This is a genomic window from Vibrio sp. 1F253 (assembly GCF_041439295.1).
Lineage (GTDB): Bacteria > Pseudomonadota > Gammaproteobacteria > Enterobacterales > Vibrionaceae > Vibrio > Vibrio tasmaniensis_A.
Genome location: NZ_JBGONU010000012.1, coordinates 53,676 through 66,645 on the forward strand (window position 1 = coordinate 53,676; position 12,970 = coordinate 66,645).

Annotated in this window: 10 protein-coding genes; 5 read left to right on the forward strand and 5 right to left on the reverse strand. The window is 43.4% G+C overall.

Features of this window, described 5'->3' with window-relative positions; all coding sequences use genetic code 11:
- The first annotated feature begins 64 nt into the window (after positions 1–64).
- Positions 65–757, forward strand: coding sequence for an MOSC domain-containing protein (locus tag ACED28_RS08530; RefSeq protein WP_029222858.1), 693 nt, complete (start codon positions 65–67; stop codon positions 755–757).
- 128 nt (positions 758–885) lie between these two features.
- Here ACED28_RS08530 and ACED28_RS08535 read toward each other — a convergent pair whose 3' ends face one another.
- A complete protein-coding gene (locus ACED28_RS08535) occupies positions 886–1,602 on the reverse strand; it encodes a 3'-5' exonuclease (protein WP_012604226.1) in 717 nt (238 codons plus the stop codon).
- A gap of 5 nt (positions 1,603–1,607) precedes the next feature.
- Positions 1,608–3,497: a DUF294 nucleotidyltransferase-like domain-containing protein gene (locus tag ACED28_RS08540; protein ID WP_371709648.1), complete on the reverse strand. Its 1,890-nt coding sequence runs from the start codon at positions 3,495–3,497 to the stop codon at positions 1,608–1,610.
- Positions 3,498–3,647: 150 nt separating this feature from the next.
- Between ACED28_RS08540 and ACED28_RS08545 the strand changes: the two genes are divergently transcribed.
- Complete coding sequence (locus ACED28_RS08545) at positions 3,648–4,289, forward strand: outer membrane beta-barrel protein (RefSeq protein WP_029223784.1); 642 nt, start codon at positions 3,648–3,650, stop codon at positions 4,287–4,289.
- 102 nt (positions 4,290–4,391) lie between these two features.
- On the opposite strand, the gene ACED28_RS08550 is transcribed toward ACED28_RS08545, so the two are convergent.
- Complete coding sequence (locus ACED28_RS08550) at positions 4,392–5,582, reverse strand: amino acid aminotransferase (protein WP_371709649.1); 1,191 nt, start codon at positions 5,580–5,582, stop codon at positions 4,392–4,394.
- 261 nt (positions 5,583–5,843) lie between these two features.
- Between ACED28_RS08550 and ACED28_RS08555 the strand changes: the two genes are divergently transcribed.
- Both ACED28_RS08555 and ACED28_RS08560 read left to right on the forward strand, forming a co-directional pair.
- Positions 5,844–7,943, forward strand: coding sequence for an Ig-like domain-containing protein (locus ACED28_RS08555; protein WP_371709650.1), 2,100 nt, complete (start codon positions 5,844–5,846; stop codon positions 7,941–7,943).
- Positions 7,894–8,808, forward strand: a complete 915-nt coding sequence (locus ACED28_RS08560) for a hypothetical protein (protein ID WP_371709651.1) — start codon at positions 7,894–7,896, stop codon at positions 8,806–8,808. Before ACED28_RS08555 ends, ACED28_RS08560 begins: the two co-directional genes overlap by 50 nt.
- A gap of 402 nt (positions 8,809–9,210) precedes the next feature.
- On the opposite strand, the gene ACED28_RS08565 is transcribed toward ACED28_RS08560, so the two are convergent.
- Positions 9,211–10,737 (reverse strand): HD-GYP domain-containing protein, encoded by a 1,527-nt coding sequence (locus tag ACED28_RS08565; protein WP_371709652.1) that lies wholly within the window; start codon positions 10,735–10,737, stop codon positions 9,211–9,213.
- Between the two features lie 298 nt (positions 10,738–11,035).
- On the reverse strand, positions 11,036–11,335 hold the full coding sequence (locus tag ACED28_RS08570) for a hypothetical protein (protein WP_009847048.1): 300 nt from the start codon (positions 11,333–11,335) through the stop codon (positions 11,036–11,038).
- 220 nt (positions 11,336–11,555) lie between these two features.
- Between ACED28_RS08570 and ACED28_RS08575 the strand changes: the two genes are divergently transcribed.
- Positions 11,556–12,959, forward strand: a complete 1,404-nt coding sequence (locus ACED28_RS08575) for a PLP-dependent aminotransferase family protein (protein ID WP_371709653.1) — start codon at positions 11,556–11,558, stop codon at positions 12,957–12,959.
- Positions 12,960–12,970 lie beyond the last annotated feature (11 nt).

Sequence of the window (12,970 nt, forward strand, 5' to 3'; positions counted from 1 at the left end):
AAGGCGTATTTCACAATAAGAGGAGCGAAAGCTCCTCTTTTTTTACTTGCTGAAAAGGAAGGGTATGAAGAAGTTAGGTACAGTAAACAGTGTTTTGGGCGGTAAGGTTGTTGCTTTTGCTCACGGTACACAGAGTGCTATCAATAAGCAGGTTTTATCTGAGCGCCAATACACCACTGAGCTTGGATTTATTAACGATGAGCAAGGCGACCCTCGCTTTCATGGTGGTATTCAGAAAGCCCTTCATATCTACCCAAGCGAGCACTACTTAATTTGGCAGGAGGAGTTGGGCGACAAAGCAATCTTCCAATCTGAAGGTGCATTTGGTGAGAACATAAGTTCAAGTGGGGTGACTGAAGCTTCCATTTGTTTAAAAGATAAGATTCGAATTGGTTCAACCTTGCTGGAAGTTTCACAAGGTCGTATGCCTTGTTGGAAGCTCAATGTACGATTCGATCAAAATGATATGGCGAAAAGGCTACAAGACACCCTTCGAACTGGCTGGTACTTCCGTGTTTTGGAAGAGGGTGATATCGGCTCCGGCGACGAGATTATCCTGTGTGAAAGACCTTACCCAGAATGGCCGTTAAGCCGGGTTATGGGTGCGGTGTTCACGGGTTGTTTGGATAAACAAGAGCTTAGAGAATTGGCGGAGCTGCCTCTAGTGGAATCTTGGGGCACGCTCGTAGAACGTCGACTTCAAACTGGCGAAGTTGAAGATTGGGAAATGAGATTGGTTGGCCCGACAGCCGAGTAGACTTTCTATTCATGCTTAAAAGACAATCATGCGCAAAACAAAACGCTCACTATCTAGAAGATGTGAGCGTTTTTAGTTCTGAGGTGAGCACTTATTAGTCAGTAACTAACAGCGACTAGTTTATCTAGCTATAACCAGAAATCTTTAACAGGCATATCAGGGCTAAAATGGTGCGCAATCTGTGCTTGTAGAAGCTCCGCTGTCGCAATCGCATCAGTTAACGCATGATGCGGAGTATAGTCAGGCAAGTGGTATCTACGACGGCTCTGACCAAGCCTTACTGACGCAGGCTTCTTACCTTTTAGCTTATTCCATAGACCGCCGGCCAGTTTGTTTTGGATTTGAGATTCAATCTCGAGCGTGTCGAGGACTGGAAACTCAATTCCTTCACCTAATCTGACCTTCAACGCGTTATCCAAGAAATCACGCTCGATGCGGCGATAATGAACGACTGGGATATGGCCGCCCATTGATTCTAAGATCTCATCTAATACTTCACTTAAGTCTGGCGCATCAATGATGTCGTTGTGAGTGATGCCATGGATAACAACCGAGTCTTCTTCCAATTTCTGCTTTGGTCTCAGGGTCCAGTGCTTGGCTTGTCTTAGGTAGATTCGATTTAGCGTAAACGGAACTAGACCAATGGTAATGATGCCATCTTTGTTTGGGTTTAAACCCGTTGTCTCAAAGTCGACAGCTAAGAAAGTCACTTCTGATAATGGCGTATCAGGTGCAGGAAGAGGCTGGCTATAAAATTGCTTTAAGCGCTCGTCTCTCGCTCGTTCCAATTTCTGAGCAAACTTAAATGGCCAATCGACTGCAGGTGATCTGAATAGTTTGTTCATAGCGCCTACTTAAACTTATTGCTAGCTTGATAACGAAACTTAAGGAAGTTCTGCGCATTACTTAATATTTGGAATGCATCCTTCAGGTTACGTCGCTCGAAGTCAGAAAGGTTCTCTGGCTCAATGTTGTTATCAGGCTCAATGTTGTTGTCGACATCGTGTGCTTGGTGGCGAATACGAACTAAAGAGATGAATTCCATCGCATCTTTCAAGTCTTGAGCTCGACCTTTTGGCAAAATACCTGCGTCGATAATGTCATCTAAACGTTCGAATGAGTTCTTAGAGCGAGATGCGACGGCTAAAGAGTGAACACGGATTAGATCGGCAAGTGGTGCGGTACCACGACGTTTAAGATTGATCGAGTTGTTATGACGACCATCTTTCTCCATTACGAAATCTTTAAAGAAACCCAGAGGCGGTGTTCGGTTGAGTGCGTTACGAGCAAGACACGCCAAGAAACGGTTGTTCTTACGCGCACGTCTTACAATAAAACTATTTAACTGTTCTGCCCATTTTAAGCGGCCATAAACACCATCTAAATCAAAGAAGATAGAGGCGTTCAGCAGTGCTTTCGGGTTTGGATCATCAATCCAATCAGCGAAGCATTCTTCCCATTGTCGACGTGTCATACGCCAAGTTGGGTTAGTGGCCATGATGTCACCGGTACAGTACACATAGCCACATTGGTCTAAGCCATCACAAATGAAGGTCGACAGCTCTTCAAAGTACTTACCGTGCTTTTTCTCATCGTAGGTATCATCAAGAATAATTGCGTTATCTTGGTCAGTAACGAGCAGCTGCTCATCACGCCCCATTGAGCCGAGCGCGAGGAAACAATAAGGGATCGGCGCTTTACCGAGTTTATCTTCGGCTAGTTCAATAATTCGTTGTTTAAAGCTACGGCCAATTACCGACATTGCGGTACCCACCATGTGGGCGTTGGCGTCTTCGTTAACTAAGCGCACAAAGCTGTCTTTTACTTGCTCAGAAAGGACTTTAAGATCTTCGATGCTTTGCTGTTGGAAGATGCTGCTTACCAATAACAGCGAGTTTTGAGACTCGTAACGTACAATATCGGTCGCTTCAATAATACCAATAGGCTTCTTGTCTTTTAGTACTGGTAGGTGATGCACGTTGTAGCGAAGCATGGTCATCATGGCTTCGTAGACATAGGCATTATGATCGAGCGAGATAACCTCTGCTGTCATTACACTTGATACTTCATCCGATGGATCGAGTCCTTCTGCTAAAACTCGGGTACACAGATCACGGTCGGTAATGATGCCAATAACGGGCGTAGAATCGTCTTCATCATCTTCAACAATATCCGGGTCGATGATCAGCAAAGATGAAACATTATCTTGTGCCATCATGGTAGCAGCTTGTTGGATGGTTCGTGTTTTTTCGATCATTGGCGCTTCGCTAGTCAGCAGCGTCTTTACCTTTGACGTGGTTAGATCGTTAGCGTCGTTGCTGTCTGAGTTAGCCTGACGCAGTCGCGCATTATCTTCTACTTCGACAAAGTCAGCGAATGAATCATAGTTGTCGTAGAGTTCTTGGAAAATAGGTTCAGGGATACAGTAGAGTAGGGTGTCTTCTGTTGCTTTTACCGGGAAGCGAACTTTATTGTTGGTGAGTAGCCCCATTTGGCCAAATAAGTGTCCCTCATCCAGCCGGTTATAGAGCTCACCTTTACGACGATAGACTTCTACTTCGCCGCTTCGAACAATGTAAAGGTCGTTAATCTGATCACCAAAGTGAATGATAGGGGTATCTTGGCGGTAATAAGAAATTTCGACGTTACTGGTCACTTTCGCCAACATCTCCTCTGGGAGTTCTGTGAAAGGGGGGTATTGTGCCAGAAAGTTTTGAATCTCTAATAACTCAGCATCCATAATGATCATCCATTGGTTTGTATGATTTCATGGTACAACATTTGATAATATTTTGCCGTCACAAATCAATCTGTGAGCTAAAACCTTTTTAAAGTCTTAGGGATAGACTAATCTTTCAAATAATAGGGTGACAGTTAAAGGATGATAGGAATGCCGAAGTGGAAACTTAGTTTAGTGTCTGCAATTTTTATGTTTTCTTCAAGTTCGTGGGCCGAAACTCACAGTGTGGATATTCTTGATTATGACCATATATACGCCACCGCTCATTCGGGAAGTTTGAATGAAGATGCAGGCAGCAATAACAATGCATCATCCTATGGATTAGGTATTAGCTATGCGATAACGGATGATTGGCTATTGTTGGGTGACTACAGTGCTCGTTTCATTCACCCAGATGAATCAACAACTCGAATGGATACCCTTATGCCGGGCATTGGGTACCGTTACAGTATTAAGCGAGATCTAGATATAGTGGCTTACTACCTGCTTGGTATTACTAAGGGGGAAGTCGAAGATAATGGAACTAACATTACTCGCTCGTCTGACACGGAGTTTATCCAAGGAATAAAAGCGGAACTCAACTATGGCTTTGCGAAACGTTGGATAGCGAACGGCAGTGTACAAGTGAATCGCAGTGACTTGTTTGACGAGGAAGTCTACCACCTAGGTTTACGCTATTTAGTGACCAACAAATTTGCGATTGGTGGCTCTTACCAACACAGAAATGGCGAAGGTAAGATTCGTAGTGAACGAACCAATGAGCTGGGCGTGGAATTTTTCTTAGAATATTAACTTACAAAGTATCTAAAACTGAAAGTCGAGACACGAAAAAGCCAGCTTAATTGCTGGCTTTTGGATATCTATTGGTCTGCAAGTGCAGGTTTCGCTTTTCGATTAAAGAACCGCAGCGATACCTTTACATAGAGGACCCATATTTGACTTCGTCATGCCCGCTACGCTGATACGGCCAGAACCGACAATGTAGATAGCGAATTCGTCTTTCAGGCGAGTTACTTGCTCTTTGCTTAAACCAGAGAAAGAGAACATGCCGTTTTGGCGCTCGATGAATGTGAAGTCTGCATCAACACCTTCAGATTTCAGTGTCGTTACGAATAGCTCGCGCATCTCTTGGATACGGTCACGCATTTCTGCTACTTCTGCTTCCCATTCTGCACGTAGATCAGCATCACCAAGGATGTGAGTAACGACAGCACTGCCGTGCGCTGGTGGGTTAGAGTAGATAGAGCGGATGATGCTCTTAACTTGAGAGAATGCTGTTGTTGCAACATCTACAGACTCTGCAACCAATGTGAATGCACCAACACGCTCGTTGTACAAACCGAAGCTCTTAGAGAACGAGCTAGCAACAAGAATCTCTTTGTTGTATTTAGCAAAAATGCGCAGGCCAGCTGCATCTTCTTCAACACCTTTAGCAAAACCTTGGTAGGCAAAATCGAATAGAGGAAGCAGTTTCTTCTCAGCAACTAACTTAGCCAGTACTTCCCACTCTTCAGTTGTTGGGTCGATGCCTGTTGGGTTATGACAGCAGCCGTGAAGAAGAACGATGTCGCCTTCAGAAGCTTTCTCTAGGTCAGCAACCATGCCTGCGAAGTCTTTGTCTTTTGTTTCTGCGTTGTAGTAGCTGTATTGAGCTGTTTCGATTCCGGCAGCAGCGAAAACGCCGTTGTGGTTAGCCCAAGTTGGGTTACTGATCCAGATTTTCACGTCACCCAGTTGGCGCTTGATGAATTCACCCGCTACGCGAAGTGCACCTGTACCACCTGGAGCTTGTGCTGTTTTAGCGCGTTGAGACGTTACGATCTCTGCATCTGAACCGAAAAGCAGTTTCTGAACCGCTAGACCGTATTCAGCGGTACCTTCAATCGTTAGGTAAGATTTGGTTTTTTCGTTTTCAAGAAGTGCAGCTTCTGCTTTCTTTACTGTTTTAAGTACTGGCGTTTGACCATCTTCATTTTTGTAGATGCCAACACCAAGGTTAATTTTCTCTTCACGAGAGTCTTTTTTAAATTCTTCAGTAAGGCCGAGAATAGGATCGGCGGGAGCTGCTAACACTTTTTCAAACATAATCTTCATCCATGTCAATTGAGAGGGAGGTAATAATAACTCCAGTATTTATACCTTTCATATAAGGTTGATACAACTCAAAACCTAGAATTTATTAAAACGATTTATAACTAACAGTTTCGAAAATTTGATTTAAGGGATTTTTCGGCATTTCCATTTGAAACGACTGTACGTTGGCGTTGTTTTGTTCAACGTAATTCATTGCTATTACTATGGTTTTTATTCATGTTTAGACTGGTCGATATAAAGGAACCACATAGAATGAAGAAAATACTAAGTCTATGTTTTGTGGTACTAGCGGTAGTCATGGCTGGTGGGTGCAAAGATAGCAAAAACGAAGGCCATAAACCTATGGTCTATAAGCCTACGAAAGCATCACCCCCGGATCTTTCAGTAGCCATTACGGTTAATGGTAAAAAGCGTACTTTAGAGCTCCATCGTTACTCGATCCGAGAGCCCGATATGAAAGTATATCTTTGGGATCACCGTATTAATGGGCATGCTCCAGCAAGTACAATTAATACCCCTGATATCCGTGTTTATCGTGGTGTTGATACCAGTGACGAGAATACGCAAGTTATTGCCGCACTGACCAGTAAAAATAAACTCTATGTGACAGCGTTCCGTGGTAGTCAAAGAGTATGGACAATTGAAAAAGCGGACATCATAAGCGGTCTTTCCGCTAAGAAGCTAACAGCAACAGCTCAAAACTTAGCTTCGGTTACGCCGCAGTCTGCAATTTTAGACAACATGCAAAAAGCAATTAAAACCGTAGATGAGCACCCGAGTGCACCAACATCGGGTTTAGATAACTTAATTGCTAAAGACAAAACGCAAGTTCAGCTGCACCAAGTAAAAGTGGCAGTTCATGTCTCTTACCAAGCGTTTGTTCAAGAAGCGGATAGCAACTTGGATGATGCGATGGTGCTCGTCGACTACTACATTAACTTGGTTGATTATGTTTTGAGTCGAGATGCTTTGTTACGTTTCTCTGTCAATGATGTGTTGATAGAAACTTGGGGCTATCTGGACGACCATTACCAAACTTGTAAAAAAAGCGCTTCTCATGACGCTTGTAAGACTTCGGGGTACCAACACGAGAATGAACCCATTAGAGTCGCTGCTATAAAATGGTGGGATGAACAAAGAAAAACGCGAGGTTGGGACCTTAAACATAGAATGTTGTGGCTGAAAGGTAACTGGATTCTAGGTGTAAACTTCGGAAGTATTGTTCGCTCTCCAGGTGACATCATTGGTGCTGATGGCGTTGTATTGCATGAAACCGCGCACTACTTAGGCACAGGGCATAGTACTTCTGCTGAAGGCCACGGAATTCAAGGTGGTGAAGCGCACGTTGACGATATCAATTTCAATATTTATAAAAATAACCGTCTAAGAAGAAATCTTGTTGGACCTGCGGATTACCCTCTGCCTCCTTCGGCTAAAATTGACCACTTTAGTGTAAAACGTGATAGCACGACGGCATTAGATGTCATGAAAAATGACGTAGATGCTAATGGCGATAAGATTTCTATCCACAACGTTGATAAATACTCGGCACAAGGTGCTGAGCTCAGTATCACAAATGGGAAAGTCACCTATAAAGCACCAAAAGGCTTTATTGGTGAGGATGAGTTCCACTACATCATTACTGATGGCAAGAAACTGTTCGATCGTGACGTTGTTCATGTCAAGATTACGACTCCAGATCTATATGCTCGTTTCGATTTTGAAGACGCACCTGTTGATGACTTATGGATGGTGAACGCTCAAACAGGATTGGCAGGACAAGTTGCTGTTGTAAAAGAGTCGAGTAAGCAGGAAGTTTCTGAAGTTTGGGTTAACCAAGGTTACGCGAATTCGAAAACACTAAAACTAGGTGCTTACGAGTCAGTAAAATCTAACTTACTAGAGAACGATGTTCAGGAATCTTATAAGTATAAGTTCCACTACGGACATGATTTCGATTTCGGTGAAGACGATTTTACTTTGTCACTCAAAGTGAAACCTAAAGTCAAGCTAGAACATCCAATTGATCTCGTTAGTAAGGGCATTTGGGTTGATGGGTTCCAACTTAAGTTAACGAACGAAGGAACACTAGAGTGGTTCATGATTTCGCGTCAACTTGCTGCTTATGCGGGTGGAAGTGACCTTAGAAAGGTGTCTGTTACAACCAAAGAGGCACTTAACCTCAGTCAATGGAATACTGTCGCAGTGCGTGTTGATCGTACCACTCAAAAAGTTTCTATTTGGGTTAATGGAAAGCAAGCTACGCTAGTTAACAACTACAGTCGCAGTAAAGAAGAAAGCGATGACATGGAGTTGGCTGATGGTTATGCGGGTGTTTGGGGGGGCGGGTAGCCGTTTGTCTGCGGGCACAAGCCAAGGGTTGATCATTTCTAAGCCTTGGATGGATGCTGGCAAAGATGCTACAGCTAATATAAAGTCTGAGCAAAAAGCAGGTAATATCTTGGTTGATAATATCGAGATGCGCTCATTTGCTTTGTCTGATGGTGACATGGTGGCACTTGCTAATGATAGCTTAAAGTATGCGTATACACCGCGACCATATAATGGACAATCGTTCCCATTCAAGGGTAACCATAAGTTCACTTGGAAAGTATCTAAATCAAGTGCTTACAAAGTGTATACCAGTACAGATAATAGCACTTGGTTAGAAGTTCAATCAGGTGCTAGTTCTGCTGCTTCAGGTTCACACACTGTCAATCTAGACCCAGCAAGCGATGTTTTATATTGGCGCATTGATTTTGATGGTAAAACCGGAAAAGTATGGTCTGTTCGTAACTCACTCAAAACGGGTATTCAGAACTTATCTTTCAGTTATGCTGAAGCAAACTCTGGTGCTAAGTACCCTCAATGTACAGTCACTAAGAATGGGGATTGTCTGTTTGGTTGGGATGATGGCAATACAACTGACCAATTTAATCATAGTTGGACACAAAACCCTGCCGATATCACTAACTGGGAAGGTCACCTCTACCTTGGTGGTGAAGATAAAAAGCCTGAAGTGTCAGTTACAGCTGAAAGCGGACAAAGCTGGAAGGCCATTCGTTTTAGAGCCGCTGTTATTGGAAAAGGCTGGACTGGTGCTCAAGACGTACCAAAAGGTACGCTTAAATTATTCGCGAATGGCACTGAAGTATGGAAGGCATATAGCGTTGGTGACAATATTATTGATGGCGCGTTAGCAAAATCAGGGAATTAGTGGTCTAGCTTACCTTCTATCGGTTCTTCTTCAGTCAGTGTACCTAGAGGCACTAAGGTAGGCCGCTACGGTATTCACCAAGTTGATTTACCAGGCGATACCACGACCCTAAAATGGGTATATGAAGTAGAAAATCTGGATAGCAAAGGGAAGAACCCAGGTGTAGCTCTTGGTGGTGTACAACTACTAAGATAGTGTTTCTTCTAAACCAAAAAAAACCAGCATATATATGCTGGTTTTTTATAGAATCTTACTCAGTCACTATTCCTGTTTCGCTTAACTTAACACTCGAATGAAGCTGACTCAGAAAATCACTCTGCGATCTAACCTATATAACTATTGTAGCCTGTATAACACCCCATAACTTACTGTAACCTGTATAGTTAGTGGTTTTCGAAAAGACTAAGCAGGTTGAGCAACAAAGCTTTCTCGTTCAAGTTCACTTTGCATGTTTTTTCCATCCTTGTAGGTCGCGGCAATTGAAACGAACTCTTGTTCGACGGCCAGAAAAGCTTGGACAACTTGCGGGTCAAAATGGGTCCCATTGCCCTCCAAGATAATCTGTTTCGCTTGCTCATGAGTAAAGGCTGGCTTGTAGACTCGCTTCGATATTAACGCGTCATAAACATCGGCCAATGCCATTAAGCGACCGGATAATGGGATCTCTTCACCAGACAACTGATTTGGATAACCGCTGCCATTCCATTTCTCGTGGTGAGTGAGAGAAATCTCTTTCGCGACTCTTAAGAAAGAACTGCTTCCCAATTGCTTTTCTGCAATAGATAACGCTTCGGCGCCAATAGCAGGGTGACCTTTCATTATCTCAAACTCTTCGTCAGTCAATTTACCCGGCTTCAATAAAACACTATCAGGAACGCCTACTTTGCCTACGTCATGCAGTGGAGCTGACTTATAAAGTAGCTCGATGTAGTTGGGGGTCAGCAAGCTTGCATGAGCTTCTGATTTGCTAAGCTCCAGTGCGAGTACCTTTACGTATTCTTGAGTTCGTAAAATATGGGCGCCAGTTTCATTGTCTCGAGATTCAGCTAGTGCAGATAAGCTAACAATCGCGACGTCACGTGTGGTTTTTACTTCGTCTTGAGCGTTTTCGAGGCTATCAAGCATGGTATTGGTCATAGATGCTATTGACCCAAGCTCGTTGTAGCTAAATATAGGTAAGCGAACGCCTGGCTCACCATTAGTTACTTTACTTAATGCGTGCTCTTGGCTTAGAAGAATACGTCTAATCAGCTGGCTCCATAGAGTCATGATGGTTATCGCGTATCCTCCTAGTACAACCGCCAAATAAATGAACTCTTTGATCACGCTGATCTTGCCCGTACCATCTAGCAAACGGCCGGGGTTGTGTTCTAGCCAGAAGATGTCTTTGACGGCCACCATAGTCAGCATGGTGGTCAGTGTTACCAGAAGCACGATGACCAAACCAATCATTTGTTTAACCAGTGAACTTCTTTCACCTATCAGGTGGAAGTCAAATTGCCCAGTCATCTCCATTTCATCTATTTGGCTAAGCTTCGCTTTCAGTTGAATAATGGTACCGGTAAAGAAACCAAATAGGCTCATGCCGAACAGCACTTTCAAGTTACTGTCTATCGTGAAGTCGTAGCTTAGGTTGTAGTAGAGCGCGAAAGGAATACTCGCGGCAAAGAACAACATAGTATCGAGTTGTGCAAATCGACCTTGTTTGACTAAGGTGTGTTGCGATAGCAAATAATGACGCGCTAGCCACAATAAGATAAAGACACTACTGACTTGGGTGAAAATTTCTAACGTCGTTAAGCTTTCGAGCATCGGGCATACCCGACTGCCGTAGGTGCCAAATAGCACGCCAGCGATGACGTATAATTGAGTCGTTAGCGATTGATTGTAATTTGAAGTATCCATCGATAAGCCTTTGTTCATTTTCATCTTAAGGTCTCGCAACTATTCCTAAGTTTACGAATACGTATTTTGTGTATTAATTCACGAGGTTGGTAGGTATGTATGGCTAGTATAGCGAGTGTGAATAAGGTCGGGGATTCTATCGATAGCTTTTGTTGAATGATACAAAAAATTGGTTTGTGTTAGATAATTGTTAGCTAGATGGGTGTTATTACGGCAGTTTTTATGAAGACACTTGAATAGTCCCGGTTGAAATACGAGACTATTCAGTCGATATATTTGAGTGAAGTCGAGAGTGATTGACGACTACTTACCTCTAATCAAATTACTTTTTCAGATTGATTTCAGATTCAATTGAGTTGGTTTCAATGTCTGGGTGAGATGCTAGTTTGTCTGATGCCCATTGGTTTAGGTGTTTCAGAATAGCAGACACCGCGTGTTTCTCAGTTGGTGCTTGGTCTTGATCGACATCGATCTCCTGCTTTGGATGTGAGCCTGTTGCATCTTCAGCGATATGGAGCCAGTCTGGGTGCCAGTAATATGGCTGGCCACTCGGTGTTGTCCAACTATGAACACCGTTTGACTCTCCTTTATAACTTAACTGGTCTGCTTCTATTTTTTTCATTTTTATCTCGCATGTTTTTTGGATTACATCAAATTATAGAGGCGTAGAACGAACTTGGCTCTCGCCTTGGTTACAAACTTAGCAAAGCATACAAAGTTATCTGTGAACCAATTCACACTATTATAGAAATTAGGCTCAATCATATGGATAGCAGCAATAGTTGTTAACGTTAGTGATAAAATCTCAGGCTTATTAGAATTTCTCTAGGTAGTACAATTAGATGGCGCGTTATGAAGAGCTTGCAAAGGATATTCGAACTCAGATAGCGAACAACACGTGGCGTTCAGGAGAAAAGATCCCTTCCGTCCGCATGAGTTGTCGCAATTACAGCGTCAGCAATAGTACTGTCTTACAAGCCTACCAATTGTTAGAAAGCGAAGGGTGGATCATCGCTAAGCCTCAGTCGGGCTACTTTGTTGCACCACGTGTGGACGGCGTTGATTATGAACTGCCGTTAGTACACAAAAAGAAAGCCATTAATGATCGCTTATTCGACTTTTTGAAATCGAGTTCGGCAGAGGGGGTTATTCCTTTTGGATCAGCATTCCCAGATCCTGGCCTTTTTCCTTTGCCTACCTTGACTCGAAACCTCGCCAGTGCGGGAAGGAAGATGACAGGTGCTAGTGTGATCAATAATCTGCCACCGGGCAGCGAGTCCCTAAGAAGACAAATCGCTCAACGTTACCTGCAGCAAGGTATTACCGTTAACCATCAAGATATCGTGATTACTTCTGGTGCGATGGAAGCGCTTAACTTGAGCCTTCAAACTGTAACCAAGCCCGGAGACTACGTTGTGATTGAATCTCCCGCTTTCTATGGTGCTCTGCAAGCTGTCGAGAGGTTAGGACTCAACCCTATCGAAGTGGATGTTTGTCCAATCAATGGATTGAATATTGAGCAGTTTGAAAGCGCACTACAAAACCAGGATGTGAAAGCGTGTTGGCTGATGACGACGTTTCAAAACCCGACAGGGACAAGTTTGTCTGAAGATGCGAAGCGCCGAGTGGTTGAGGTTGCTGAACAATACAAGACTTATATTATCGAAGATGATGTTTACGGCGACCTATATTTCGAAGGGCATAAACCTAAACCGCTAAAAGCATTTGATAAAACAGACTCAGTGTTGCTATGCGGCTCTTACTCTAAGAGTTTATGTCCTGGCTATCGTGTTGGTTGGGTGGTGAGTTCGCGTTTTAATTATGCGATTCAAAAACTTCAGCTTCTTTCTACGCTGTCGAGTAGTGCTCCTGTGCAGCTTGGCGTCGCGCACTTCTTGACACACGAAAGCTACGACAATCACCTTCGTAAATTGCGTAAAAATCTTCTAATGAGAAAAAAGCGATTTATAGAGGTCATTAAGCAATATTTCCCACATTCCATCGAGATAGAAGACCCTGCTGGTGGTTACTTCGTGTGGGTACGGTTCTCTCCTCACTTCGATAGCCAACAATTCCATCAACTCGCAATTGCTCAGGGGATCAGCGTCGCTTCAGGCGATCTGTTTAGTGAGCAGGGCAGAGTAGATAACGCGATCAGATTGAACTTCTCTTATGAACTCACAGCAGAGAAAGAGCAAGCGCTGCTCTTACTTGGTAAACTTGCGCATCAACTTACGCACTCGTAAAACCGTAAGTC

What these genes read in the sequence shown, in the direction of transcription:
- ACED28_RS08530 (WP_029222858.1), top strand. Translation starts at nt 65, where the DNA reads ATGAAGAAGTTAGGTACAGTAAACAGTGTTTTGGGCGGTAAGGTTGTT.
- ACED28_RS08535 (WP_012604226.1), bottom strand. Translation starts at nt 1,602, where the DNA reads ATGAACAAACTATTCAGATCACCTGCAGTCGATTGGCCATTTAAGTTT.
- ACED28_RS08540 (WP_371709648.1), bottom strand. Translation starts at nt 3,497, where the DNA reads ATGGATGCTGAGTTATTAGAGATTCAAAACTTTCTGGCACAATACCCC.
- ACED28_RS08545 (WP_029223784.1), top strand. Translation starts at nt 3,648, where the DNA reads ATGCCGAAGTGGAAACTTAGTTTAGTGTCTGCAATTTTTATGTTTTCT.
- ACED28_RS08550 (WP_371709649.1), bottom strand. Translation starts at nt 5,582, where the DNA reads ATGTTTGAAAAAGTGTTAGCAGCTCCCGCCGATCCTATTCTCGGCCTT.
- ACED28_RS08555 (WP_371709650.1), top strand. Translation starts at nt 5,844, where the DNA reads ATGAAGAAAATACTAAGTCTATGTTTTGTGGTACTAGCGGTAGTCATG.
- ACED28_RS08560 (WP_371709651.1), top strand. Translation starts at nt 7,894, where the DNA reads ATGACATGGAGTTGGCTGATGGTTATGCGGGTGTTTGGGGGGGCGGGT.
- ACED28_RS08565 (WP_371709652.1), bottom strand. Translation starts at nt 10,737, where the DNA reads ATGAAAATGAACAAAGGCTTATCGATGGATACTTCAAATTACAATCAA.
- ACED28_RS08570 (WP_009847048.1), bottom strand. Translation starts at nt 11,335, where the DNA reads ATGAAAAAAATAGAAGCAGACCAGTTAAGTTATAAAGGAGAGTCAAAC.
- ACED28_RS08575 (WP_371709653.1), top strand. Translation starts at nt 11,556, where the DNA reads ATGGCGCGTTATGAAGAGCTTGCAAAGGATATTCGAACTCAGATAGCG.